At 65.3% G+C, this 26438-nt stretch carries 21 protein-coding genes and 1 tRNA gene; 9 read left to right on the forward strand and 13 right to left on the reverse strand.

The genetic code is table 11. From position 1 onward, the window contains the following. Positions 1-27: 27 nt before the first annotated feature. Positions 28-1746: a heparinase II/III family protein gene (locus tag P6U29_RS01240; protein WP_407115963.1), complete on the reverse strand. Its 1719-nt coding sequence runs from the start codon at positions 1744-1746 to the stop codon at positions 28-30. A gap of 156 nt (positions 1747-1902) precedes the next feature. Continuing rightward, entirely contained in the window at positions 1903-3249 is a 1347-nt protein-coding gene (locus P6U29_RS01245) for an RsmB/NOP family class I SAM-dependent RNA methyltransferase (protein ID WP_407115964.1), read from the reverse strand. 188 nt (positions 3250-3437) lie between these two features. Between P6U29_RS01245 and P6U29_RS01250 the strand changes: the two genes are divergently transcribed. After that, on the forward strand, positions 3438-3653 hold the full coding sequence (locus P6U29_RS01250) for a DUF1674 domain-containing protein (protein ID WP_407115965.1): 216 nt from the start codon (positions 3438-3440) through the stop codon (positions 3651-3653). Positions 3654-3702: 49 nt separating this feature from the next. On the opposite strand, the gene cysN is transcribed toward P6U29_RS01250, so the two are convergent. The 3 genes from cysN to P6U29_RS01265 are packed head-to-tail and all read right to left on the reverse strand — an operon-like array spanning position 3703 to position 7585. Next, a complete protein-coding gene (cysN, locus tag P6U29_RS01255; RefSeq protein WP_407115966.1) occupies positions 3703-5598 on the reverse strand; it encodes a sulfate adenylyltransferase subunit CysN in 1896 nt (631 codons plus the stop codon). Further along, a complete protein-coding gene (gene cysD, locus P6U29_RS01260) occupies positions 5598-6560 on the reverse strand; it encodes a sulfate adenylyltransferase subunit CysD (RefSeq protein WP_407115967.1) in 963 nt (320 codons plus the stop codon). The genes cysN and cysD overlap by 1 nt, the downstream gene beginning before the upstream one ends. A 5-nt stretch (positions 6561-6565) precedes the next feature. Further along, complete coding sequence (locus P6U29_RS01265; protein ID WP_407115968.1) at positions 6566-7585, reverse strand: sulfotransferase family protein; 1020 nt, start codon at positions 7583-7585, stop codon at positions 6566-6568. A 157-nt stretch (positions 7586-7742) separates the two neighbouring features. Between P6U29_RS01265 and P6U29_RS01270 the strand changes: the two genes are divergently transcribed. Then, positions 7743-8843, forward strand: coding sequence for an IS4 family transposase (locus P6U29_RS01270; protein WP_407112594.1), 1101 nt, complete (start codon positions 7743-7745; stop codon positions 8841-8843). 242 nt (positions 8844-9085) lie between these two features. Here P6U29_RS01270 and P6U29_RS01275 read toward each other — a convergent pair whose 3' ends face one another. Further along, positions 9086-10804, reverse strand: a complete 1719-nt coding sequence (locus tag P6U29_RS01275) for a methyl-accepting chemotaxis protein (protein WP_407115969.1) — start codon at positions 10802-10804, stop codon at positions 9086-9088. 338 nt (positions 10805-11142) lie between these two features. On the opposite strand from P6U29_RS01275, the gene P6U29_RS01280 reads away from it, so the two are divergent. Then, positions 11143-11649, forward strand: a complete 507-nt coding sequence (locus tag P6U29_RS01280) for a thermonuclease family protein (protein ID WP_407115970.1) — start codon at positions 11143-11145, stop codon at positions 11647-11649. 48 nt (positions 11650-11697) lie between these two features. On the opposite strand, the gene P6U29_RS01285 is transcribed toward P6U29_RS01280, so the two are convergent. Together P6U29_RS01285 and acs are read right to left on the reverse strand one after the other, a co-directional pair. Further along, the gene (locus P6U29_RS01285; protein WP_407115971.1) at positions 11698-12213 is read right to left on the reverse strand and encodes a L,D-transpeptidase; all 516 of its coding nucleotides are present in this window, start codon (positions 12211-12213) and stop codon (positions 11698-11700) included. Between the two features lie 439 nt (positions 12214-12652). Further along, the gene (gene acs, locus P6U29_RS01290) at positions 12653-14599 is read right to left on the reverse strand and encodes an acetate--CoA ligase (protein ID WP_407115972.1); all 1947 of its coding nucleotides are present in this window, start codon (positions 14597-14599) and stop codon (positions 12653-12655) included. 398 nt (positions 14600-14997) lie between these two features. Between acs and P6U29_RS01295 the strand changes: the two genes are divergently transcribed. Then, on the forward strand, positions 14998-16167 hold the full coding sequence (locus P6U29_RS01295) for a DNA topoisomerase IB (RefSeq protein ID WP_407115973.1): 1170 nt from the start codon (positions 14998-15000) through the stop codon (positions 16165-16167). A 122-nt stretch (positions 16168-16289) separates the two neighbouring features. Here P6U29_RS01295 and P6U29_RS01300 read toward each other — a convergent pair whose 3' ends face one another. Continuing rightward, positions 16290-16745 (reverse strand): SRPBCC domain-containing protein, encoded by a 456-nt coding sequence (locus P6U29_RS01300; RefSeq protein WP_407115974.1) that lies wholly within the window; start codon positions 16743-16745, stop codon positions 16290-16292. A gap of 112 nt (positions 16746-16857) precedes the next feature. On the opposite strand from P6U29_RS01300, the gene P6U29_RS01305 reads away from it, so the two are divergent. Further along, positions 16858-17937: an adenylate/guanylate cyclase domain-containing protein gene (locus P6U29_RS01305; RefSeq protein ID WP_407119576.1), complete on the forward strand. Its 1080-nt coding sequence runs from the start codon at positions 16858-16860 to the stop codon at positions 17935-17937. Positions 17938-18027: 90 nt separating this feature from the next. Here the strand turns inward: P6U29_RS01305 and P6U29_RS01310 are convergent, their stop codons facing one another. From P6U29_RS01310 to tsaD, 3 genes are all read right to left on the reverse strand, one after another. Beyond that, positions 18028-18441: an EVE domain-containing protein gene (locus P6U29_RS01310; protein WP_407115975.1), complete on the reverse strand. Its 414-nt coding sequence runs from the start codon at positions 18439-18441 to the stop codon at positions 18028-18030. A gap of 2 nt (positions 18442-18443) precedes the next feature. Then, a complete protein-coding gene (locus P6U29_RS01315) occupies positions 18444-19424 on the reverse strand; it encodes an NAD(P)H-dependent glycerol-3-phosphate dehydrogenase (RefSeq protein ID WP_407115976.1) in 981 nt (326 codons plus the stop codon). A gap of 188 nt (positions 19425-19612) precedes the next feature. Then, positions 19613-20686, reverse strand: coding sequence for a tRNA (adenosine(37)-N6)-threonylcarbamoyltransferase complex transferase subunit TsaD (gene tsaD / locus P6U29_RS01320; RefSeq protein WP_407115977.1), 1074 nt, complete (start codon positions 20684-20686; stop codon positions 19613-19615). Positions 20687-20837: 151 nt separating this feature from the next. Between tsaD and P6U29_RS01325 the strand changes: the two genes are divergently transcribed. From P6U29_RS01325 to P6U29_RS01340, 4 genes are all read left to right on the forward strand, one after another. Beyond that, the gene (locus P6U29_RS01325) at positions 20838-21584 is read left to right on the forward strand and encodes a uroporphyrinogen-III synthase (protein ID WP_407115978.1); all 747 of its coding nucleotides are present in this window, start codon (positions 20838-20840) and stop codon (positions 21582-21584) included. 63 nt (positions 21585-21647) lie between these two features. Then, complete coding sequence (locus tag P6U29_RS01330; RefSeq protein ID WP_407115979.1) at positions 21648-22862, forward strand: COG4223 family protein; 1215 nt, start codon at positions 21648-21650, stop codon at positions 22860-22862. Positions 22863-22897: 35 nt separating this feature from the next. Next, complete coding sequence (locus tag P6U29_RS01335; protein ID WP_407115980.1) at positions 22898-24685, forward strand: heme biosynthesis HemY N-terminal domain-containing protein; 1788 nt, start codon at positions 22898-22900, stop codon at positions 24683-24685. A gap of 99 nt (positions 24686-24784) precedes the next feature. Continuing rightward, a tRNA-Thr gene (locus tag P6U29_RS01340) sits at positions 24785-24860 on the forward strand. Positions 24861-25123: 263 nt separating this feature from the next. Here the strand turns inward: P6U29_RS01340 and P6U29_RS01345 are convergent. Next, positions 25124-26329: an IS481 family transposase gene (locus P6U29_RS01345; RefSeq protein ID WP_407115981.1), complete on the reverse strand. Its 1206-nt coding sequence runs from the start codon at positions 26327-26329 to the stop codon at positions 25124-25126. Positions 26330-26438 lie beyond the last annotated feature (109 nt).

Genomic DNA, 26438 nt, shown 5'->3' on the forward strand with positions numbered 1-26438 from the left:
ACGACGAGATGGGCCGAATTCGTGCGTTCAAAGCGGAAGTTCCGGCTCGCGCCTGGCGTTGCGGCGAGCATTGGTGACTGCGGGCGAGGCGGTAGAGCGGATAAAGCTCCAGCGGATGGAGGGGGCCTGCCGCGCGTCCTGACGGATCACGATCTGGGCGGTGCGGCGCGGGCCGTCATTGCCGGCGAGGAACACGCTGTCCTCGAGGTCGACCTTGTCGTCCAATGCTTCGAAGGTCCAGACGTCGCGGTTCGGCAGCACCAGCATGACGCCGCGGGCATCCGACAGCCGGCTCGCCTTCACCGCCGGATGCAGATGGAAGCGCAGCGCGAAATCGGCATCCGCGCCCTTGAAGCGTCCGCCCTGCGGCGGCGACAGCGTATCCTCGCCATCGATGCGCGCGCCGTCATTGGTGATCATCAGCACGCGGCGGTGGATTGCCCCGAACTTGCCGAGATAGCCGTCATGCGACGTCGTCAGTAGCGTGCCGTTCGGCACGACCTCGCGATAACTCTCGACCTCGACGGGACCGCTCGTGACTGGTGCGCCGTGCAGGAGCCGCTTCATCGCCGACATCTCGACGAACTGGCATGACGAGGTGTCGTGATAGGTCAGCGTCGAATGCGCCGCCGTGCTGCGTGCAAACGGCCGCCAATTGTCCCGACCCGTGGTCGGCATGCCGCAATTGGTGACGATGCGGCTGATGCCGGAAGACAGTTCGAACGACAGGCAGCCGGCATGGGCATCATGGCTGACGCCGGCCGGCGGCGGCGGGCCGGTGTCGATGATCACAGTGGTCTGGCCGGCATCGAGGCGCTGGAAGCCGGTATGCGGCATGTTCGCCATCGGCGCGCCGTGGGTGTCGTCATAAGCGAGCAGCGTGGCCAGCAGGTCCGAAGAGGTCGCGCTCATGCCGTTGAACAGGGCGAAATTGCCGTCGCCGTGCCGGAAGAAGCGAAGCATCGGCATCATGCGATCGATCGCATTGAGCAGCGCCGGCGGCGGCGCGATGTTGCGCGCGGCAAAGGTCTGCCGCAGTGGCAAGAGGTCGATCAGGAGTTCGATCAGCGCGCCCGGGTTGCGGGAGACGTGTCCACCGTCGGGCAGGATCTGCCGCTGCAATTCGTCGGACAGCTTCTTCGAGGCGCTGCGGATGTGACGCGTCTGGTTGGCGAGACACAGGGCCGCATAGCACAGCGCGATCAGCACCTGGAGCTTCGGCACCCCGTCCGGAATGTCGACCATGGTGTAGCGCAGGAAGCGGATCTCTCGCGCCAGGGCGCGCAGGTAACGGCGATAGAACTTGTTGTCGGTCTCGCCCAGCACCAATGGCGCCTGCGACAGCAGCGAGATCACGCGCCGGGCCAGCACGTCGGCGCGGCGCGCGACGGGACGGCGCTTGTTGGCGGGGTTGGCGATCCAGTCTTCGATGAGCGCCCGCGCATTCGCCCGCGTCAGCGCAGTGTCGGCGGCGCGCAAATGACGCAGCCAGCCGAAGCCGAGCAGCGCAACTTCCCAATCCTCCGACGGCGGCTCAAGATCGAAGATCGAGCGGCCGTGGCAATTGACGATCTTGCCGGCGAAGACAAAGCGTCCGGCATAGATCTCGGCGGCGCGGGTCGCGTCCGCGGTGCGCAGGTCGTGCGGTGCGATGATCAGCCGGTCGGTGCGGCCGGGCCAGACCCGCGACAACGCAACGGAACCGCCGCTCGCGCGCGCGAGCATGTTCCGCGAGAAGCGGTTCATGACCAGCGTCGAGATACGTCTGCGTTGAGCGACCGACACGCCTTGCCTTGATGGGGAGAGGATTAGCGACGAATCCTTATTAATCCCAAAATCGGACGTCTGACACCACCTTGAACGGCGCGAATCAGCGTCGTGGTCGCAAAATCCAGTGTAAAATCAGGATTTAACGAGCCGGGCCGCGAAAAATCCGTCGAGGCCGCCGAGCTTGGGATCGACGTTCGGCAGATGGCAGGGCAGGGTGCGAAGATCACCGTCCCGGTTGAGAATTTCCTCAAGGCCCGCCACCTCCGACGCCTTGATCGGGACGCGGCGAAGCGCAGGCTCGGCGGCGAGCAGCGCCGCCACCGCCTGCTCACCCTCCTCGGGCTCCAGCGAACAGGTGCAATAGACCAGCGTCCCGCCCGGCTTGAGCAGCGACACTGATTTCCGCAGCAGCCGCTGCTGGAGCGCGGCCAGGGCGGCGATGTCGGATTCTTGCCGCAGCCATGCCACGTCGGGATGACGGCGGATCGTACCGGTCGAGGTACAGGGCGCATCGATCAGGATACCGTCGAAGGCCTCGGCCGGGCCGGCCCATTCCACGGCGTCAGCAACGACAGTCTCGGCCCGGAGCGACAGTCGCGCCAGGTTTTCGCGCAAACGCGCCACCCGCGCGGGCGAGCGGTCGACGGCCGTGACATGCGCGCCGGCATGCGCCAGCTGCGCGGTCTTGCCGCCGGGGGCGGCGCAGAGATCGGCAATGGACTTGCCTTTGACGTCACCGAACAGCCGGGCGGGCAGCGCGGCGGCAGCATCTTGCACCCACCATTGTCCCTCGGCGAAGCCGGGCAGCATGGTCACCGAACCGTGCAGCAGCATCCGCACCGTTCCCGTCGGCAATGTCTCGCCATGCAGGCGGCTCGCCCATTGTGCGGCATCCGACTTCACCGTCAGATCGAGCGAGGGCTCGTGGCCGAGCGCCAGCGCCATCTCTCGTGCGGTCGCCTCGCCATAATGCGCGCTCCAGCGCGCGAGCAGCCATGGCGGCAGATCCAGCGATTGCGTCGCAACTTCCTCGACCAGGGCCTTGCCCTCGCGTGCACAGCGGCGCAACACGGCGTTGACAAGGCCGGCATAGCGCGCGGCGCGGCGGTCGGATTGCACGAGGCGAACGGAAAGATCGACCGCGGCGTGATCCGGCACGTCCATCCAGAGAATCTGGGCGGCGCCGATCAAGAGCGCGCTCTGCGCGCGCGGCGCATCGGAGGGAATGCCCTTGTCGAGCAGGCGGGACAGCACATGGCCGAGCGTGCCGAGCCGGCGCAGCACCGTGGCGACGAGGCGCCGCATCAGCGCGCGGTCGCGGTCGGCCAGCGTCTTCAGTCCGGGATGAGCGCTGCCGCCGTCGAGCTGGTCGTCAAGCGTGCGGTGCTTGTGCAGCACGCCGTCGACGATGTCGGCGGCAATCCGGCGTGCCGCAAGACCTGGCACTTCGGATGGAGGGACGAAACGTTGAGATGGCATGCGGAAGCAAGGTTCTGAGCGAGCGGCAGTTCCGCCGCAAAGGGCGCATGCCTTGAGAAGGCGATCTCTGACACGCGAATATGCCAAATGTAAGAATCGCTTGCGGGTTTTTCAGCCCTTTGAGCCGATTTCAGGAATGCGTTATTGGGCATCGCGTTGCGCCCGGTCCTGCGCTAGAAGGACCGACGATGAGTGACCAGCCTCCCGTTCCCGGCCGCAAGCCGCTATCGCCGGCCGCGCAGCGCGCGCTTGCCGAGGCCGAAGCGCGCCGGCAGGCTGCGGCCGCGGAGGCCAAGGACGAGGCCAAGACAAAGGCAAAGGCAAAGGAGTTGCAGGGGCCGCAGGGGCCCGAGCCCACCCGCTACGGCGATTGGGAGCGCAAGGGCATCGCTTCCGACTTCTGAGCTCTCTGCCGGAGAGGCTGAATAATTCAGACGGGGCTCGTTCCGGTCGTTACAGGTAGTTGTGCTCTCGCAAGTAGCGGATGATGCGTTCGCAGGCCGCTTCGCTCGACAGTTCCGACGTGTCGATGGTGATCTCCGGCGCCAGCGGCGCCTCGTAGGGCTGGTCGATACCGGTGAATGCCGGCAGCTCTCCTGCCCGTGCCTTGCGATAGAGTCCCTTGAGATCGCGGCGCTCGCATTCGGCGAGCGGGGTCGCGACATGGATCTCGATGAACTCGCCCGTCTCGACGCGCTGACGCGCCAGCTCGCGCTCGCTGCGGAACGGCGAGATCAGCGCGACCAGCGCGATCATGCCAGCATCGACGAACAGCGCCGCGATCTCCGCGACGCGCCGGACGTTCTCCGACCTCTCCGCGCTGGAAAAGCCGAGGTCGCGGTTGATGCCGTGGCGAAGATTGTCGCCATCCAGCAGCGCGGCATGGCGTCCGAGCTCGGCAAGCCGGCGGTCGACGAGATCGGCGACGGTCGATTTGCCGGCACCGCTGAGCCCTGTGAACCACAGCACGCAGGGACGTTGCTGCTTCATCCGCGCCCGCACGGATTTGTCGACGGCAAGCCGCTGCCAATGAATGTTGGTGGCGCGGCGGAGCGAAATGTCGATCATTCCCGCCGCGGCCGTTCGGTGGCTGATCGGATCGATCAGAATGAAGCTGCCCAGCTCGCGGCTATCGCGATAGGCCTCGAACACCAGCGGGCGGTCGAGATTGAGGTGGACGTAGCCGATCTCGTTGACATCGAGCGTGGTGGCGCTTTCCTGCGCCATGGTATCGATGGCGATCCGGTGCTTGAGCGTCGCGATCACCGCGCCGGTCGAGGCGGTGCCGCATTTGAGCAAATAGCGCCGGCCCGCGACCATGGCTTCGTCATCGAACCAGACGAGATGAGCCGCGAGCTGATCCGAGACCGGCGCGGCAGATCCGGCGGCCAGCACGTCGCCGCGGCTGACGTCGATCTCATCGGCGAGCGTGAGCGTGATGGACTCGCCTGCAGTTGCGTGATTGCATTCGCCGGCGGGTGTGAGAATGCGTGCGACGTGGGTCTGGTGTCCCGACGGCTGCGCGCGAACCGCATCGCCGACTGCGATCGTTCCGCTCGCGATACGGCCGCAGAAGCCGCGAAAATCCGCGTGCGGCCGGTTGACCCATTGCACGGGCAGCCGGAACGGCCGCTGCGAGACGTCGCCGGCCACGTCCACGGATTCCAGATAGGCCGTAATGGTCGGCCCCGTGTACCAGGGCATGCGCGTGCTCGTAGCGACGATGTTGTCGCCGTCGGGCGCCACGACGGGAATGCACTGGACCTGGGAGATTCCGAGCTGGCCGGCCAGCGTCAGATATTCAGCGGTGATGGCCGCGAAGCGAACTCCGTCGAATCCGACCATGTCCATCTTGTTCACGGCGAGCACGACGTGATGGATGCCGAGCAGCGACAGGATGTGGCTGTGGCGCCGCGTCTGCGTGATCACGCCCTTGCGCGCGTCGACCAGCACCACGGCGAGATCGGCATTGGAGGCGCCGGTCGCCATGTTGCGTGTGTATTGCGCATGCCCCGGCGTGTCGGCGACGATGAAGCGGCGCAGTCTGGTGGCGAAGAAGCGATAGGCGACGTCGATGGTGATGCCCTGCTCGCGCTCGGCCTGCAACCCGTCGACCAGCAGCGCGAAGTCCAGGTCGCCACCGCTGGTGCCGGCGGTCTTGCTCTCGGAGGCCAGCGCGTCGAGCTGATCATCGAGCAGCGTCTTTGAATCGTAGAGCAGGCGGCCGACCAGCGTGCTCTTGCCGTCGTCGACGCTGCCGCAGGTGACGAAACGCAGCGTCGGACGATCGCCCTGTTCGAGTCGCGGCGCATCGGTGGCGGCGATCGTCGGTGCCTCGTGATAGGACATCAGAAGTAACCTTCCGCTTTCTTGCGCTCCATCGATGCGGGGCTGTCCCGGTCGATCATGCGTCCCTGACGTTCGGAAGTGCGCGATGCCATCATCTCCCGCACGATCTCGGGCAGGGTTGCCGCCGTCGAGGTCGTGGCGCCGGTGAGGGGATAGCAGCCCAGGGTGCGAAACCTGACGGAGCGCCATTGCGGCTCTTCGCCGGGCTGCAGCGGCATCCGGTCGTCGTCCACCATGATCAGCGCGCCGTCGCGCTCGACCACGGGACGCGAAGCTGCGAGATAGAGCGGAACGATCGGGATGTCCTCGAGCAGGATGTAGTCCCACACGTCGAGCTCGGTCCAGTTCGACAGCGGAAACACCCGCATGCTCTCGCCGGGCGCGAGCATCGTGTTGTACAAGCCCCACAGCTCCGGCCGCTGGTTCTTCGGATCCCAGCGATGCGCCGCGCTCCGGTGCGAGAACACGCGCTCCTTGGCGCGCGACTTCTCCTCGTCGCGGCGCGCGCCGCCGATTGCGGCGTCGAAGCCGTGGAGGTCCAGCGCCTGTCGCAACGCCTGCGTCTTCATCACGTCGGTGTAGCGGGCCGAGCCGTGGGTGAAGGGGTCGATGCCCTGGCTCAATCCGCTATTGTTGGTATGGACGATCAGGTCGAGCCCGAGCTCGCGCGCCCGCCGGTCGCGAAACGTGATCATCTCGCGAAACTTCCAGGTCGTATCGACATGCAGCAGCGGAAACGGCGGCTTGCCGGGATGAAATGCCTTGATCGCCAGATGCAGCAGCACCGACGAGTCTTTCCCGATGGAATACAGCATGACCGGCTTGCGGAACTCGGCCGCCGCCTCCCGCAGGATGTGGATGCTTTCCGCCTCCAGGCGCCGAAGATGGCTGGCGACGTGAAGCTGCTTGCCGCCAGCCCTTCCAGGGAGGGCGGCGTCGGCGATCTTGGGAATGTCCAGCATGCTAATCACGCAGCCGAAGCAGACCAGTCACCGAACAGTCGTGCCGACATTGCCGCATTCAGGCCGAGATCGCGAACGCAGGCCGCAACCGAGGCACGATAGGCATCATTGACACCGCAGCGCTCCAGAACCTCAAGCTGCGCTTCGCTCAGAGAGGTCGTCGCGCGGCGCTGGTAACGATAGGCACTATCGGAGGTGTGCAGATTGGGCACCTTGTAGATCGTCGCTTCGCTCGGGAAGATGACGCGGGCGTTGTTCGCTTGCACGTCTCCCGGCTCCCGCCAGGACGTCACGGCATTCTCGGTAAAGCTGCTGGATAGGCCGAGGCGGCCGAACAAGACACGGACCGATGACACGGCCTCCTTGCTCACCTCGTAGACGTAGTGCGTGACGGCAACGCCCTGTCGCTCGGCGTAGTTTGCGACGTGAGCCGCGCTGAGCGCGGCGACGACATAGTGCCGCAGCAGGGTATCTGCGGGCGCGCGCGAGATCAGCTTTTCGAGCCATGACGCCAGTGAGCTCGCCGGTTCGCGGTCGAGCATGATGAGATGCAGCCGCTGCCGCGGATAGCCCGCCTCGATCAAGAGCTGCAGCGGATTGAACAGGCTCTCGGCCAGCACGTAAGGCCCGATCGTTTCCTTGCTGAAGACGTGCGGCGCGTCGGTCGCCGACGGCACGATCCAGGGCGTCAGCGGGCGGCCGACGAGCGCATCGCGCAAGATCGCCTTCAGCGGCTGATAATATGAAGGCATCCCGGTCATGCCGAACAGATTGCTCAGAGCCGTCGAGCCGACCCGGGCCTTGCCGCACGCAAAATAAAGCAGCGGGAAGTCTTGTGCCGGGCGACGCCGGAAATCCTCCGCAAGGCACTCGGTGACCTCGCGCATCAAGGTTTCGAGCGTAACGGTCCTGGTCTGGAATTCACCTATGGGCGAAAGCGGCAAAGTGTCGAGGGAGCTGTGCTGTTGGCGCACCAGATCGGCGATTCGCTGGAGCGAATCGGGGGAAGTCCCGTCGATGTTCATATGGGAGCTCACTTTAGTGGTGGTTTCGCAAGCGAAGTTGCTTGCGCTATTACATACATCTTATAGTTGCTCAATGGAAGTGGTCAAACCCGGGGAATCCCGCATAGGCGTTAAGTTTATTCTTGAGTGTTGGAATCACACGTGATTCCAAGGCGGGATGGCAGACGAATCGCTTCTGAACGAGGACTGGACGAGAGTGGTTGCGCAGCTCGGCGGGGCTGCGCAGCTTGAAATAAGTGCGCGCCAGACGAAGGCTTTCGTGCGGCGGCGCCAAATTCCAGATGCGGTGTCGTTACTTCGGCTGATGCTGGCCTATTGTCTGGGTGAAAGAGGGTTGAGATCGACAGCCGCATGGGCCGCTTCTGTTGGCCTTGCCGACCTCAGCAGCGTGGCGTTGTTCTATCGCCTGCGTCAATGTGGCGATTGGTTTGCAGTGCTGGTGGAGGGCTTGCTCGCTGCGGCAGCCCCGAAGGCGAGCCGAGGCCGCCTGATCCGCATTATCGATGCGACGACAGTGCCTCAGGCAGGACCGGCTGCGCGCAGGAACAGTGAGCTTTGGCGCGTTCATAGTGCATTCGATCTGCCATATGAGCGCTTTGGTCACTTCGAGCTGACAGATCAGCAAGAGGGCGAAACGTTTGACCGGATACCGGTGGTCAAGAACGAGATCCGCATTGCTGACCGCGCTTATCTGCAACCTGACCGCATCGCCGCTGTCCGCGACGCCGGGGCAGACGTTTTGATCCGAGCGGGCTGGAAGAACGCACGTTGGCTTGATGCCAAAGGCCTTCCGTTCGATCTGATGGCCCAATTGCGTGCGGCGAAGGCGCACGGACTGATCGATCGGAGGATTTGGATCAAACGCAAGGACGGTGCGCCTCTGGCTATGCGTCTGGTCGCAGTCAAGAAGCCCGCCGGTGCAGTCGCGGCTTCGCGTCGTAAAGCCCGGCGCGACGCACAAGACGAAAACCGCGTCATCTCCAAAGAAACTCTGGAAGCCGCGGATTGGGTCATTCTGGTCACGTCGCTCGCACGGGACGAGTTCTCCACCAAGGATGTACTCGCGCTCTATCGACTGCGATGGCGCATCGAACTTGGCTTCAAGCGACTGAAGAGTCTGATTGGTCTCAAGACGCCACCTGGAACCGATCCGCGCTCCGCCAAGCCCTACTTGCTGGCACACCTCTTGATCATCCTGCTGCTCGAGCCGCTTGCCCGCGACTTCGAGGACTCTCCCCGCTGGATGCAGGCCGCCTGACGGCACCCGGCGCTTGGCGTGTTTTGCAACAACTCGTTGCATCCTTGCTACAAGCGATCATTCCACAACCAACCATCCGTTGCTTCCGCCGCAGAAAGCGAGCGCTTGGGCGGCACCTGCGCGAGCCTCCTCGAAAACGTCCGTATCAATCGATGCTCGCGCTACCTTAACGCCTATGGGGAATCCCGGGGGTGCGTGCACATCAGCGAGCACTGTAGGTGCTCGCCGATGTCCCTGCGGAATCAGGCCGCGCGCACGGTGTTGAGGAACTTCTCGACCTCCGTCTTCAACAGGCTGCTTTCGCTCGACAGCGAGCGCGCCGATGCCAACACCTGTCCCGATGCCGCACCGGTGGCGCTCGCGCCCTGGCTGACATGCGCGATCTTGTCCGCGACCTCGACGGTGCCCTTGGCAGCTTCGCTGACGTTGCGCGCAATCTCGGCCGTTGCCGCGCCCTGCTGTTCGATGGTCGCAGCAATCGTCGTCGAGATGTCCGAAATGCGGGCGATGGTCGCGCTGATTTCCTTGATCGCGCCGACGGAGTCTTCGGTCGCTGATTGCATGCCGGCGATCTGCGTGCTGATCTCCTCGGTCGCGCGCGCGGTTTGCGCCGCGAGCGCCTTGACCTCGCTCGCGACGACTGCAAAGCCGCGGCCGGATTCGCCTGCCCGCGCGGCCTCGATAGTCGCGTTCAGCGCCAGAAGGTTGGTCTGTTCGGCTATCGCAGTGATCAGTTTGACGACGTCGCCGATCCGGCCCGCCGCCTTGAGCAGCTCATTGATCCGAGCATCGGTACGCTCGGCCTGCTTGACCGCATCGCTGGCGATTCGGCTGGAATCGTGCACCTGGCGGCCGATCTCGACGACCGACGTGCTCATTTCCTCTGCTGCGGACGCCACCGCTCCGACATTGGTGGATGCCTCCTCCGAGGCAGCCGCGACCATTCCCGAGAGCCGCTGGGTCTGTTCCGCGGTTCCCGACAGTGTGCCGGCGGCGGCCTCGAGCTGTTGGGAGGCTGCCGACACAGAGTCGATGATACCGCCGACCGCAGTTTCGAACGCGCCGGCGAGCCGGGACATCTCCTCCTTACGCCGAGCGGCTGCGGCGGCCTCCTGATCTTTCTGCTCGGCTTCCATCTGCTCGATCCGGATCAGATTTTCCTTGAAGGTCTGAGCCGCGCGGGCGTTGTCGCCGACTTCATCACTCCGGCCGGTGTAGGGGATCTCGACCGCCTTGTTGCCACCGGCGAGCTGCAGGAGCACGTCGCCGATGCGTCGGATCGGCCGGGCGATGCTCAACACGGAAAAGACTGCGGACCCGATCAACGTCAAAAATACGAATACACCGACGATCAACGCGAAGGTGGCGACGCGGTCTAGCTCGGCCAGCATCTCGCCCTTGCGGCGCGCGGCGAATTCGTTGGCAACGCCGACCAGATCGTCGATCCGCTTGCTGACTTCCAGAGCTGCCGGACGCATATGCTCTGCGAGAATGCTCGCCTTCGCCGACTCGGCTGCAATCTTGGTTCCACCCGCAGGGGCGCCAATGACGGCCTTCTGCGCCGCCGCCAGCTCAACGCCACTGGCTAGATATGCATCGACGAATTTCTTGGTCTCACGGTAGGCGTCCTGGGTCACCTTCCGGGTCGCCCGATCCGTCGCGGCATCGATTTCCGCACCAGCTTCACTCGCTCGGGTACGGAGAATCTCGAGCAGCCTGTCGACCTCTCCGGCCGACGGCGCCGAGCCGAGTTCGAGAGCTGCGAGCTGCGCCCGCGCCATCGCCGTCTGTGCCGCCTGCGCATTGCCCTTGTTGAGATAGTTGATCGTGACGAGGCGATTGGATTCGGCGATCGACCGGTTGCCGAGCATCTGGTTGGTCAGCATGCCGCCGACCAGAACGACGCTTACGCCCGTCACGATGCCGAGCTTTGTTCCAATGTGAAACCTGAATGACCCCACCACTGCCTCCTTGGACCGTCACCGAATATAAGCGTCTTCGCAACCAAAGATTGAGAATTGGGTAACATTTGATGGTGACCGTAGAAGTACGGCCGAAGCTTGAATGGCCCGTGACGATCCGGATCCGTACAACTACCGATAGTGTTTGCCAGAAGAGCATTTGGAGCAGCGTTTGAGCGGCGCGGCCGGAATTAAAGTGGCAGGAAGACTTGCGCTTGCGACGTTCCCCGACTCAGTTCTAGCCTGGAACGATGCGTTCTCGCGGCCGGATCAGTGCTTATCAATCCTCGTTCAGAGGTGCTCCGTTCAGCCGCCCATTTTCTAGCCTCCTGCCGTGGATGTTTGTGATCGGCGTCGTTCTGGCGACCGTGCTCGGCTTTCGGCATGGATCAAACTGGCCTCTGTCGCATTCGGCCGACGACCGCGCGCAGGACGCCGAGATCATCTTGCGGCAGACCGGCGATGCGGGCGTCAGCCGCCCGGTCGACGTCATCCGCACCATCGACGGCGACACTTTTCTCGCGCGTATTCGTCAGCGCGACGGCCGCGATCCCGTCGTGCGCATTCGGCTGCGCGGCATCGACGCCCCCGAACTCAAGGCCTCTTGCCAGGACGAGCTGGACAAGGCCGAAGCTGCGGCCCGCGCATTGCGCGATCTGCTTAGCCAAGGCGGCGTGACCATCGCCAATCTCGGCCCCGACAAATACGGCCGCGTTCTGGCCGACGTCGCGACCCGGCAGACTGCGAACGTTTCGGCGGCGTTGCTCTCCGGCGGCTTCGTGCGCAGCTACAATGGCGGCCATCGCGACGGCTGGTGCGCGCGCGGCTGGCGCTTCTGGCAATAAAAAAGCCGCGTCGAAAGGCGCGGCTTTTATCTCGAACGATTCAGGCGATCAGCGCGTCACGACCACCGTCGTGCCGACGGAGACGCGGCCATAGAGATCGGTGATATCGTCGTTGAGCATCCGGATGCAGCCGTAGGAGACGAAGCCGCCGACCGAGCCCGGCACGTTGGTGCCGTGGATGGCGTATTCGCCGCCGGCGAGCGTCATCGCCGCAACGCCCATCGGGTTGCGCGGCGAGCCGCCCGGAATGACGTCGGGGATATTCGGCTTGTCGCGCTTCACCTCGGCGGGTGGCGCCCAGGCTGGATTGAGGTACTTGCCGTCGATCTTCGTCGTGCCGGCCCATTGCTTGCCGGCCTTGCCGACCCCGACGGGATAGCGCACGGCGTGGCCGTTATCGAGGATGAGATAGAGCCGCCGCTCGCTGGTTTTGACCACGATGGTGCCCGGCGAATAGTCGGCCAGATGCGCGCCCACCAACTCCGGCCGAGCCTCTGCCGCCGTCGATATCAAGACCCCAGCCCCGATGGTGGCGGCCAGCGCCACCGCAATCCTCATCGACATCGATGCTTCCCCTTGCCCAAAACGGATCGTCCAAAATGACGCAGAACCGGCAATCGCCGCCGCGCCGAGCCCTCGTCACGCTCATTGTTAACCGCGCCCGTTAACCAGATGGTTTCCACGCACGGCCGCCGAGGGCCAGCCAGCAGGGGGAACAAAGGAAATGTTCGAAATAAAGTAAATGACCTGAAAACAACACTCGGCTGGAAAGACGGGGGTGCGCGGCCGCGCGCTCTGACAAGAGCGTGAGCCTGTGAATGGCTGTTGTTTGAGGAGAGCGCGCTGGCGCGTGATCCAGTCTCGTGTCCCGGACGCGCTGCAGCGCGTTGGCGCTGCTGCGCAGAGCCGGGATCCAGAAGGCCACACGTTCTGTCGTCAGATGGGCCCCGGCTCAGCAGCGCATCACTTGCGTGCTGCGCTGCGTCCGGGGCACAAGATTGACTTACGCCGATTTCCGATTCTGCCGGTTCTTGACGAGATCATCGACCACGGCGGGATCGGCCAGGGTCGAGGTATCGCCGAGGCTACCCGGCTCGTCCTCGGCGATCTTGCGCAGGATGCGGCGCATGATCTTGCCGGAGCGGGTTTTGGGCAGGCCCGGCGCGAACTGGATCTGGTCGGGCGACGCGATCGGGCCTATCTCCTTGCGCACCCAGGTGACGAGCTCCTTGCGCAGATCGTCAGTCGGCTGCACGCCAGCCATCAGGGTGACATAGGCGTAGATGCCCTGACCCTTGATGTCGTGCGGGAAGCCGACCACGGCCGCTTCCGACACCTTCTCATGCGCGACCAGCGCGCTCTCGACTTCCGCAGTGCCCATGCGATGGCCGGAGACGTTGATGACGTCATCGACGCGCCCGGTGATCCAGTAATAGCCGTCGGCATCGCGCCGGCAGCCGTCGCCGGTGAAGTACTTGCCCTTGTAGGTCGAGAAATAGGTCTGCTCGAAGCGGGCGTGATCGCCATACACCGTGCGCATCTGGCCGGGCCAGGACCGCGTCAGGCACAGATTGCCCGTGGTTTCGCCCTCCAGCACCTTGCCGTCGGCGTCGACGATCTCGGGTACCACGCCGAAGAACGGCTGCGTCGCCGAGCCCGGCTTGAGCTTGGTCGCGCCCGGCAGCGGCGTGATCAGGATGCCACCGGTCTCGGTCTGCCACCAGGTGTCGACGATCGGGCAGCGGTCGTCGCCGATGACGCGGTGATACCACTCCCAGGCTTCGGGATTGATGGGCTCGCCGACCGAGCCGAGCAGGCGAAGCGAGGCGCGCGAGGTTTTCTTCACCGGCTCGTCGCCGGCCTGCATCAGCGCGCGGATCGCAGTCGGCGCTGTGTAGAAGATATTGACCTTGTGCTTGTCGATGACGTTCCAGAACCTCGAATTATCAGGATAATTCGGTACGCCCTCGAACATCAGCGTGATCGCCCCGTTCGCCAGCGGCCCGTAGAGAATGTAGCTGTGGCCGGTCACCCAGCCGACGTCGGCGGTGCACCAGTAGATATCGCCGTCGTGATAGTCGAAGACGTATTGATGCGTCATCGAGGCGAACACGAGATAGCCGCCCGTGGTGTGCAGCACGCCCTTGGGCTGGCCGGTCGAGCCCGAGGTGTAGAGGATGAACAGCGGATCCTCGGCGTGCATGTGCTCGACCGGGCATTCCGTCGTCACCATTGCCGCCGCCTCGTGGTACCAGAGGTCGCGCGTCGGGTTCATGTCGACTTTGCCGCCGGTGCGCTTGACCACGACGACCCAGTCGACGCCGTCGGTTTTAGTGAGCGCCGCGTCGACATTGGCCTTCAGCGGCACCTTCTTGCCGCCGCGCAGGCCTTCGTCCGCGGTGATGATGACCGTGGATTGGCAATCATTGATGCGCTGGGCCAGGCTGTCCGGCGAGAAGCCCGCGAACACCACGGAATGGATCGCGCCGATGCGTGCGCAGGCCAGCATCGCATAGGCGGCCTCGGGAATCATCGGCAGGTAGATGGTGACGCGGTCGCCCTTCTTGACGTTGCGGGTGCGCAGGATGTTGGCCATCCGGCAGACCTCGTCGTGCAGCTCCTTGTAGGTGATGTGCTTTGATTGCGAGGGATCGTCGCCTTCCCAGATGATCGCGGTCTGGTTGGCGCGCGTGTGAAGATGCCGGTCGATGCAGTTATGGGCGACGTTGAGGACGCCGTCCTCGAACCATTTGATCGAGATGTTGCCGGGCGCAAACGAGACGTTCTCGATTTTCGTCGGCGCCTTCATCCAGTCGATGCGCTTGGCCTGCTCCGCCCAGAAACCGTTCGGGTCCGAGATCGAGCGAGCGTACATCTCCTTGTACTTGGCCTGGTCGATCCAGGCGCGTTTCGCCCACTCCCCGGGGACGTCGTAGATCTTCTCGGACATGCTTCCCTCCACATACGGCGGACCGAACGCCAGCGATCGGCGGGCCGACTTGATCATTGACCGATTATGCGTCGGGCTAACCGGACCCGACAAGGAGCACAAGCTGGACCTTCGGCGGGCTGCCGGCCGTGTGGAGGATCAGGGCCGCCTGCTGCGACTGTCGCAGATCTGAAACGGGCCGGAGGCGGCTTTCGGGTGTTTACCCAACTCCTCAGAAGAGCCCTGTGCAGAGTGCCATCCGCTCAAGGGAGGTATTTAGAGACCTCCTCTCGCTGATTCGGGACTCGCAATACGGTTCGGAACCCCCTAAATGGCCAAACCGGGTCCAAGCGACCCCACGGAACAAAAATCAGAACAGCGGCATTGAACGGTAACAAACAGGGTCAAGGCATAAGACTATGATGGATCAGCGGAATTTCGGGGCGATGCGGCCCGCTTCAGCCGATCCTGCGGCCATTGCCCTCGCAAAGGCCCTCGGACAATGGCCGCAACCGGCCCCTTTCAGGCGCCCGAGCCCCAAGAAGACCTACGACACGGCACCTGCGGCGACGGTCGAGGCGCTCGCCAAGGAGCTTGGCCTGCGGCTCGGCGACCAGAACGAGCTGACCATCCGCCGTATCAAGCGCGGCAAGGGCTACTCCTTCGTCCGTCCCAATGGCGCGCACATCCGTGATGCCCGCACCATCCGCCGGCTGCACGCGATGGCGGTGCCGCCGGCCTATCGCGAGGTACGCTACTCCGCCGATCCCAACTCGCACCTTCAGGCCGTGGGCCGCGATGCCGCGGGCCGGCTGCAATATCGCTATCACGCCGATTGGGAGAAGGTCCGCGAGCAGCGCAAGGCGCATCGGCTGGAAAAACTCGTCGGCGCGCTGCCAAAGATCCGGCGCAAGGTCTCGGCGTTCCTGTCGGGTGACGAGCCGACACGCGAATTCGCGCTCTCGGCCGTGATCGAGCTGATCGCGCGCACCGCGATCCGCCCCGGCAATGAATCCTATGCCCGCCTCAACGGCACCCGCGGCGCCACCACACTGCTGAAGTCCAATGTCACGCTGGAAGACGATTGCTTCGTGCTGACCTTCAAGGCCAAGGGCGGCAAGGCGGTGCGGAAGGAGTGCGACGCAGCCAAGCTGGTGCGCGCCATCGGCATCTTGCAGGGCGTTCCGGGCAAGCGCATGTTCCAGTATCGCGATGCCTACGGCATCGTGCGTGCGGTCAACACCACGCAGGTGAATGCGTTCTTGCGCGAGATTGCGGGCATCAAGATCTCGCTGAAGGATTTTCGGACCCTGATGGCGTCCGCCGTCGTGGTGGAATCGCTGTCGCGGATCACCCCGGCGACTAGCCAGCGCGGCCGCAAGAAGCAGGTGCTGGACGCCATCCGTGCTGCGGCGGACAAGCTCTCCAACACGGCGGCGATCTGCCGGAAGAGCTACGTCCACGACACCATCGTCACTGCGTTCGAGGAGGGCATCCTCGAGCGTTTTGCGGCGACGATGAAGGGCCAGCGTTCGCAGGCAAGACGCGAGCAATTGCTGGCGCAGGTGGTGGCGACCGCGGCGGTGTAACGTCGGCGAACCTGTAGCCCGGATGGAGCGAAGCGAAATCCGGGTAGTGCCTCATCGGAACTTTCCCGGATTGCGCTTCGCTCCATCCGGGCTACAGCAGCGGCACCACAGAGCTGCACGCGCTACGTCTTGTCCGAGACACCGTTATCCGGGCCAGGATTCTTGCCAGCCGCTGCGATCGTGAGCCGTTCCAGATAATGCGCCCATCCCTTCGCATGCGCGGCGGCCTGCGCTTCGCTCGGCAGGCCGCTATGGGTCATGCGCAGCAGCGTGCCGCCGTCGCGCTCGATCAGGTCGATCTCGATCAGGCTCGAGCCGGGCGGCACTTCCTGACCGCCCTCCCAGCCGAACGTGTAGGCCAGACGATGCACCGGCACGACCTCGCGAAAGGCGCCGCGGGCAACGCCACCGCGCGGGCCGATGCCCTTGAGCACATAGAGCCCGCCCGGATGTGGTTCCGTGGTCGCGTCGGAGCCCATCCAGCTCAGGATCTTCTCGGGGTCGGTGAGATAGGCGAAGACGGTGGCACGCGGGGCCGCGATCTGGGTCTCGCGTCGCACCATGAACGGCTCGGTCATTGGCGATCATCCCTCGTCTTGCCTTGGGCTGACCCTGGGACATGGCGGCGCTGCGGGGCTCCGTCAAGGATTGCCCGTGACAAAGACGGCCCTGCTTCGCCATCATCGGGCCATGCATCTGTCCCCGACCCTCGCCTGGCTCGTCGATGCCGCCTCGGATTGTCCCGGAGCCGACCGCCTGCTCGCGGAACTCGGCGCGCATCTGGTCGCCGACGGCGTGCCGCTTGCAGCAGGCAGCCTAACGCTGGAGGTGCCGCACCCGCTGATCGCGAAGCGCACGTGGCTGTGGCGTGCCGATAGCGGTCAGGTGATCGAAGCGCTTGGCTTTGCGCCGGGCGGACTCGCACCGGACCCGCCGAACGATGCCGGCCGCCGCTGGCTGCGCGACATCGCGCACGGCGAGGTGCACGAAGATAGCGTCGGCCGGTCCGATGGGCCGCAACTGGGCTGGATCGGGCCGCACCCGTTCAGGGCAGATGAGATCGAGCAATTGCGCCAGGCCGCGCGCTTTGCCGCGACGCCTCTTGCCGTGCTCGCCGCGCGTGCCACCTTGCGTGCGACGCTGGATGCTTATCTCGGCAAGCGCAGCGCGGAGCGGGTGCTGGCGGCGCCTCTGCGGCGCGATCTCGGCGAGACCATCCAGGCCGCGCTGCTTTATGCGGACCTGCGTAATTTCACGATCCTCTCGGAAACCACACCACCTGCGCAGGTCATCGCGGCGCTCGACGCCTGGTTCGACCGCATCGCCGGCGCGGTTCACGCCTTTGGCGGCGAGGTGCTGAAATTCATCGGCGACGGCGTCCTCGCGATCTTTCCGGTGGTCGAGGCGTCACCGCGCCGCGCCTGCGAGGCCGCTCTGCGTGCGGCCGGCGCGGCCGAAGCCGGGATGGCGTACCTAAACAAGGAGCGCCGCGCGCAAGGGCTGCCGCCGCTGTCCTTTGGTGCTGCGCTCCATCTCGGCGAGATGCTCTGGGGCAATATCGGTGCCGCCAATCGGCTCGATTTCACCGCGATCGGTCCCGCCGTCAATCTCGCCAGCCGGCTCGAGGGATTGTGCAAGCCGCTCGGACGGACCGTGCTCGTGTCGGGGGCGCTTGCGGCCGAGACGGACATGCCGTTGATCGCGCTCGGATCGCATTCGCTGCGCGGGATTGCGGCGCCTTGTGAGGTGTTCACGCTGCCGGAGCCGTAGCCGCCGATATCGTAGCCCGCATGAGCGTAGCGACATGCGGGGCCAGACCATCCCGGATATCGCTGCGCTCATCCGGGGCTACGGCACCAACTAAAACCCGCCCATCTTGCAGACGAGCTTCCACTCCTCCGCGGTCACCGGCTGCACCGACAGGCGCGAATATTTCACCAGCGCCATGTCCGCGAGCTTTTTCTCGGCCTTGATCGCGGCCATCGTCACGGGCGCCTTCAAGGGCTTATCGGCCTTGATGTCGACGCAGACGAACTTGCCGGTCTTGTCGGTCGGGTCGGGATAGGCCTCCTTGATGATCTCCGCGATCCCGACGATCTCCTTGCCCTCGTTGGAATGATAGAAGAACGCCTTGTCGCCCTTCTTCATGTTCACGAGGTTCTGGCGCGCGGTGAAATTGCGCACCCCAGTCCAGGCCTCGCCCTTGGCGCCCTTCGCAACCTGCTGCTCCCAGGACCACACCGACGGTTCGGATTTCACTAGCCAGTACGCCATGCTCATTCCTCTGCCTTGAAGGGGCGCGTCATCAGCCCCGAGATCGCAGCATCGATCGTGCTTCGGCCGCTCAGGATCGATGCGACCGCTTCTGATACCGGCAACTCGATATTTTGCGAAGCGGCGAGTTCGATCAGCACGGGGGCTGTGAACTCACCCTCGGCGAGCTTGCCGGCGGGCGGCTGCTCGCCGCGCCCGAGCGCGAGTCCGAGCGCAAAGTTGCGCGATTGCGGGCTCGAGCAGGTGAGGATCAGATCGCCGAGGCCGGACAGGCCAGTGAGCGTCTCGCTGCGCGCGCCGAGCGCGCGGCCAAGACGCGTCAGCTCGGCAAAGCCGCGGGTCGTGAGCGCAGCCTGGGCCGAGGCGCCAAGCTTGCGCCCGACCGCGATGCCGACCGCGATCGCCAGCACGTTCTTGGCCGCGCCGCCGATCTCGACACCCCGGATGTCAGTGGAGTGATAGGGGCGGAATGTCGGCGAGCCCAGCGCCTGCACCAGGCTGCTGGCCAACGCCTCATCGCTTGCCGCCAGGGTCACTGCCGTCGGCAGGCCGCGCGCGACGTCGTCGGCAAAGCTTGGGCCCGATAGGATCGCCGGCTGCGCGTCCGGCGCGGCCTCGGCGATCACGTCTGTCATGAACTTATGGGTGCCGTGCTCGATGCCCTTGGCGCAGGCGACGACCGGAATGGGTTTTGCGAGATGCGAGGCCAGCATGTTGACCACGCCGCGCAGGTGCTGCGCCGGCGTTGCGATCAGCAGCATGTCCGCGCGCGCGGCGATCGCCAGATCGCTCGTGACGACAATGTCCGGAGCAAGCCGCACGCCGGGCAACCGCGGATTGTCGCGCGTCGATGCAATCCGCGTCGCATGCTCCGCGTTGCGGGCCCAGAGCGCGACGCTCCGCCCTGCCCGCGCCGCCACCGTCGCCAGCGCCGTACCCCAGGCGCCCGCGCCGATCACCGCGACGGATTGGAACGCGGTCATGGCTCGATCCCTCCACCCCCTCGCCCCGCTTGCGGGGAGAGGGTCGGGGTGAGGGGGAGTCTACACAAGGACGGTGAGAGTCGGACTCGCCGAGAGTCCCGCTCACCCAGATTGTATCTGCGATACAATCCGACCTCTCCCCGCAACCGGGGCGAGGTGACGTGGAGCTCGCGGCGACACCACAGCATTCAGTATCCCGCCCGTGTGTTGCCGTAACCCGCAGGCGCGGTCGCGTTGGCGTCGAGCAACCACCGTGCGCGCGGTTGCGCGTCCATCGTGTCGGTCAGGCCGAGCGCGAGGCGTTCGGCGCCGGCCCAGGCGATCATGGCGCCGTTGTCGGTGCAGAGCGCGGGCGGCGGCATGATCAGTTGCGTCTGCGCCTGCCTCGCGACGTCATCGAGAGCGCCGCGGATCGCCTGATTGGCGGCGACGCCGCCGGCGGCCACGAGCGCTCGCGGCGCGCCGAACTGCTCGCGAAAAAGCTTCAGGCCAACGCTGAGACGGTCGGCCGTCGAATCCAGCACCGCGGCCTGGAAGCTCGCGCAGAGATCGCTGATGTCTTGCGGCGTGAGCTCAGTGAGCCGGCTCGCTTCGGTGCGCACCGCCGTCTTCAATCCGGACAGCGAGAAATTGGCATCGGGGCGCCCCTGCATGGGCCGCGGAAACGCAAAGCGCGTGGCGTCACCGGCTGTCGCCGCGCGCTCGACCTGTGGTCCGCCGGGATAGGGCAGTCCCAGCATCTTCGCGACCTTGTCGAAGGCTTCGCCGATGGCGTCGTCAACGGTGGTGCCGAGCCGCACATACCGGCCGACGCCGGTGACCGCGACGATCTGGGTATGGCCGCCGGAGGCGAGGAAGAGGCAATAGGGAAATTCGATGCCGTCGGTGAGGCGCGGCGTCAACGCGTGCGCTTCGAGATGATTCACTGCGACCAGCGGCGTGTCGTGCACCATCGCGATCGCCTTCGCAGTGGTGAGCCCGACGATGACGCCGCCGATCAGCCCGGGTCCTGCGGCCGCGGCGACGCCGTCGAGCTGGGCATAGTCGATGCCGGCCTCGCGCATGGCGCGATCGATAATGCCGTCGAGCAGATCGACATGCGCACGCGCCGCGATCTCCGGCACCACGCCGCCGAAGCGGGCATGCTCTTCGACCTGCGACCGCACGATATTGGACAGGATCTTGCCGCTGCCGTCGCCCGCGCGCTCGATCACGGCCGCGGCGGTCTCGTCGCAGGTGGTTTCGATGCCCAATACCAGCATTGGCGAATTGTTATCCAATTTGCGCCCTTGCGCTCATGTGTAAAGCAGAGTTCTGGTACGTCCGGTAGCATTCCGGGGCCAGATTGCGCAATCGTCACGCGCAGCCGTCCAGGTCAATGCGTCACCGCCACGTGGTTCGGGAACACCAGCGATGTCCATTCTTGTCACACGGCCGCATCCCGACAATGAGGCGACGGCGGAGAATCTGCGTGCGCGTGGGCATCTGGTGCTGCTCGCGCCGGCGCTCAAGTTCGAGCCGGTCGCCTTCCATGGCGAGAATGAAGCGCCCTACGGTGCCGTTCTCGTCACCTCGGCCAACGCGATCCGCGCCGTCGCGCCGCAATTGCGGGACCTCGGTCTTCGAGAGCTGCCTTTGTTTGCTGTCGGCGAGCATACGGCTGCTGCGGCGCGCGAGGCCGGTTTTGTCGAGGTGATCGTCGCCGGCGGCGATGCTGCTTCCATGCGCGACAAGGTGATGCAGAGCGCGCGCGACAAGGTGCTGAAGAAAAAGAGCGTGCTGCTGTATCTCGCGGGTGCGGATTTGTCGCGCGACCTCGGCGAGGAGCTCGTTGCGGAGGGTTTCCGCGTGGTCACGCAGACCACCTATCGCATGGCCTCTGTCAAGCATCTGCCGCGCGAAGTTTGCGAGGGCTTTGCCGCCCATGGGATCGAGGCGGTGCTGCACTACTCCCGGCGCAGCGCCCGCGCCTTCCTGGACGCAGCGCGGGACGAAGGCGTCGAAATCTCGGCGCTGGCGATCCCGCATTGCTGCTTGTCCGAGACGGTTGCGGGTGTACTCCGCGATGCTGGCGCGTCACAGGTTCTGGTGGCCGCGACGCCGGACGAAACTGCCTTATTCGACACCTTGGAGCGTGCGTTGCGCACCCGTTTGTCGTAAAGGTCGGGCCGAATCCGACGCAATCTAATCCACCCTGGTATGGAAGTGTGAGGAACCGTCACGATGGCCGATGATAAGCCTGAAGACGCTGGATTGGCGCCCGACGCGGGCCGTGCCAAGCGCACCCCGCCGACCATCGACCTTGAGGCGACAGAAGTCTCCACTCAGCCGCAGCAGGTCGCGGGCGAGCCCGAGGCTCCCGAGCATGCAGCGCAGGAGCAGGCCAGGTTCGAAGAAGGCGGATCGGAAGAGGTCAAGACCGAGCCTCAGCCCGAATCTGCAGAGGAGCAGGCGTCCGCGCCTGTGTCAGCGCCGGCTTCCCCCTGGGTCATTGCGCCGTTCTCCGGTGCTGTCGCAGCGGCGGTCGTGATCGCGGTCGGCTGGATGCTGGGCTGGCCCGCGGTGCAGGCGCCGCCGGCCGCGCCGCAGGCCACCAGTGCGATGATCGATGCGCTGAGTGGACGCGTTGCTGCGGTTGAAACCAAGGCCGGCAAGCCCGCAGTCGATCCGACCATGGCGGCACGGCTTGACGCACTGGAGAAATCGGCAAGCAGCCTGCGCAGCGACATTGCCAATCTGCGTGCGCAGTTCGACAAGACTGCGAATGCCCTGAACGACGCGAAAGTGGCCTCGCCTGCTGCCGCGCCTGATCTTGCCGCGGTCCTCGACCGCATCGCCCAGCTCGAGCGCGCCAGCAAGACGGAGCGCACCGAGCTTGCACAGCAGGGCGAGAAGATCGCGGACACCAGGACGGTGGACGACAAGCCGCTCCGCCACGTGGTGGCAGCGGCGTTGCTCGACGTTGCCGTTCGCCATGGCGATCCCTATCAATCGCAACTGGCCGCGGCGCGGTCGCTGGCGGCCAAGCCCGACATGCTGAAGCCGCTCGACGCGTATGCATCGTCCGGCATTCCGACGGCGGCCGCGCTGAGCCGCGAGCTCCTCAACATCGTGCCGAAGCTGTCGCCGCCGGCGGAAGCTCCGGCCAGCGACGCCGGCATTGTTGAGCGTCTCCAGGCCGGCGCGTCAAAACTCGTCCGCATCGAGCGCACGGACGGGGTCGGCAATGATCGCGGTGCCATCGTTGCGCGCGTGACGGCGGCCGCGCTCCGTAACGATTTCGTGGAAGCCCGGCGCGAGCTGAAGACGCTGCCCGAGGCTGATCGTGCCCCGGCGCAAACCTGGCTCGACAAGGTCGATGCTCGCGACGGTGCACTCGCCGCGTCCCGCAAATTCGCCGACGATGCCATGGCGGATCTCGCCAAGTCTACTCAATAAGATTCGCGCAACTATCGGCGCGTATAGGGATCGCCATGCTCCGCATCGTCCTGTTCCTCGTCCTGATCGCGCTGGCGGCGGCCGGTGCGGCCTGGGTTGCCGACCAGCCCGGCGATCTCGTCCTGACCGCGGGTGGTTTCCGCATCTCGACGACGCTTCCCAGGTTCGTGTTCTTGCTTGGGCTCTTTGCCGTCGTCGTGGTGCTGGTCTGGAGCATCCTGACGATGATCTGGCGCACGCCGGGACGCCTGCGCCGTCGCCGCCACGAAAAGCGCCAGGCGCGGGGACGCCACGCCATCACCCATGGCCTGCTCGCGATCGGCCATGGCGATCCCGCGCTCGCCCGCCGTCACGCCGAGGCGGCGCGGCGGCATGCTCCGAACGATCCGCTCGCGCTGCTGCTGCACGCGCAATCGGCGCAGCTCGAAGGCAATCGCGACGAGGCCCAGCGCGTGTTCCGCGCCATGGCCGAGCGCGAGGACACGCGGCTGCTTGGTCTGCGTGGCCTCTTCATCGAGGCGCAGCGCGCCGACGATGCGGTCGGTGCGGTGATGATTGCGGAGGAAGCGATCAAGCTGTCGCCGTCCGCGACCTGGGCCTCGCACGCGGTGCTCGGCTTCCGCTGCGCGCGCGGCGACTGGAGCGGCGCGCTTGCGATCCTCGATTCGAATCTGTCCGCGGGCCAGATCGACAAGGCGACATATCGGCGGCAGCGCGGTGTGCTGCTCACCGCGCGCGCGCTGGAATTGGAGACCATGGATCGCGACGTCGCGCGCGAGAGCGTGATGGAAGCGGTCAAGCTCGCGCCGACGCTGGTCCCTGCCGCGGTGCTCGCGGCAAAGTTCGAGAGCGAGGCGCATCAGGTGCGCCGCGCCATGAAGCTGGTGGAAGCGGCCTGGCTCGCCAATCCGCATCCCGATCTCGCCGATGCCTACGCGCATGTGAAGCTCGGCGATTCCGCGCGGCAGCGCCTGCAGCGGGTCGAGACGCTCGCGGCCAAGACGCCAGCCGACAAGCCCGGCCATATCGAGGGCCAGCTTGCGATCGCGCGCGCCGCAATCGACGCCTCCGAGTTCGCCCGCGCCCGCGAGGTGCTCGCGCCCTACGTCAGCGATCCCACCCAGCGCGTCGCCCTGCTGATGGCCGAGATCGAGCGCGCCGAGCATGGCGATGGCGGCCGTGCGCGCGCCTGGACCTTGCGCGCCGTACGGGCTCGCCACGATCCGGCCTGGACCGCGGACGGCTATGTCAGCGACCGCTGGCGGCCGGTCTCCCCGGTCACCGGCCGCCTCGATGCGTTCCAGTGGCAAACACCGGTCGCGAGCCTGCCCTCGGACAAGGGCGCCACGATTGAATCTTCGGCCTTCGAGGAAGCCATGCTGGCGGCCCCGCCGCCGAAGCGAGTGGCGGCCGCTCCCAGCGAAAGCCCGGCGGAACCGCCGGTGATGGCCCCGGTGCCGGCACCGGCCGCCCAAGACAATTCGCCACCTCCAGCCAAGGAGGTTCCAAAGGAAGCTGCCAAGGGAGCTGCCACGGAAGCAGTCAAGAACGACGAGCCGGCCGTCACACCCTCCGCGGCGACGAATCCGGCTTCAGCCCCCGCCGAATCATCCCCGCCGGCGGCAACGCCGGTCTTCCGGACCCGAGCCGACCTCGGCAAGCCGGCATCGGCGCCGATCCAGGCCGTCATCCCGATCGTCCGCGCTCCGGATGATCCCGGCATCGACGACGACGGCCCGAGCGATGAATTTACGGAACAAATCGGCACGCCAAAGGCCCAGGCGGGCGGCTGGCGCGGATTCTGGTCCCGCTGGGGCGCGTGAGGCGTATTTCGAGCCCGGCTTGTCCTTGCCAATTCCGGCCATGCCCGATATCAGGAGCGCGCGTATCGGGACCGGCACCGCCTGGTCCCGGCAGGGTTCGCCGCAATAGCTCAGTCGGTAGAGCACGTCATTCGTAATGACGGGGTCGGGGGTTCGAATCCCTCTTGCGGCACCAGCGCCTTGCCTGTCCAGCCCGGACACATAGGTAACAGGTCGTACCTAAGACATGGGTGACAACCTCGTGCCGAACGGGTTGTCGAGGGGTTGCAGGGTCACTCACTCCAAGCATTCATGGCACAGCCGCATTGTTGCTCGGCACGCGCGTTCGCCGTCAACCCCGCGCGCCAAAGGCGCGCCCCTGCGGGCTGCGGGGGTTGACCGCTCAGCGCGGCCGAGCCAAGGGCTGCCGTGCCAAGAATGAGCAAGACTGCCTCTCGGTCAAAGCGAGGATGTCGTACCGGAGACATCGGTGACGGGCTTTGGGCCGAATGGGTTGTCGAGGGGCTGCAAGGTCTTTTGCTCCAGGTCGAAGTAGCCCAGATCGTAGTGCATGAAGCTGACGAGCCAAATGCCGTCGTCGACCTCCTTGATGCCGAGCTTTTGGCCGGCCAGCACGACGGAGATATTGATTTTCTTGCGGTGCAGGCAAAGGCGCCCACAGGATGTGATGACGACGTCTCGATCGTGGAAGGGATAGGTCAGTTCGGGCAGGCCATCGTAGCGGCGTGCTGAAGCTGTGTAGAGGTCTGCGGGACGCTTCATATCGAGAGCTTCGTGAGGGCGTTCCTCATTGAACTCGTGCCGGAAGCTATCAAAGCGATCCTGCTGCTGGAGGCTGTTGAACCCCGGCGGTCTGGTGGCTTCCCTTTTGAGCGTGAGATGCATGCGCTCATGACGGCCGTTCTGCTGCGGATGGCCTGGCTTAATGCGCTCGATCGCAATGCCGAGCCGGAGCCACCACACTGACAGCTTCGAGAGATTGAACAAAGCATTGGGACTGGCAAAGGGGACGCCATTGTCGGAGCGGATGGCAAACGGCAGGCCGCGCTCGCGGAACAGCTGCTCAAAGGCTGTGAGGGCAGCGTCTTCGCGCGTTGAGTCCAGCGCTTCGCAGAGCAGCAGAAAGCGCGAGGCATGGTCGGTAACGGTCAGTGGATAGCAGTATCGGCCATTGCCGAGCTTGAACTCACCCTTGAAGTCGGCGCACCACAGATCATTGGGGAGCGTGCCCTGCGACAGCGGCGTGCCGTGCGCATGGTGGCGCGGCCCGCTGCTGCGCTTGACCAGACCGTGGCGGTCGAGCACCGCATGAATGGTGCTTTTGGCGGGAACCCTGATGTCGCCATCGAGCCGGCGTACCAGCAGTTCGCGGATCTTGCGGGCGCCCCAGTGCGGCTTCTCGGCCTTGAGCTGGACAATCAGGGTCTCGACCTGTTGCGGGAGCTGATTGGCGTAGCGTATGGGCCGCCTGGAGCGGTCGCTCAACGCGCCAAGCCCTTGCTCCTTGTAGCGGTCGAAAATCTTATAGCCGGTCTTGCGGGAGATGCCGAACTCGCGACAGACCTCGGTCATGGCTTCCCCATCCAGAAGCCGGGCGACAAAGCGCAGGCGCTCTTCCATTACCGAACTCACTTTCCACGGCATCCACACCTCCCGCAGAACAAAAGCGGAAAGTGTAACCCATGTGTCCGGTACGTTCTGTCACCTATGTCTCGGGCCGCTCAGCCCGCCGGCGATCTCGGCTCCTGCGCCT

This window comes from Bradyrhizobium sp. LMG 9283 (assembly GCF_045571415.1).
GTDB lineage: Bacteria > Pseudomonadota > Alphaproteobacteria > Rhizobiales > Xanthobacteraceae > Bradyrhizobium.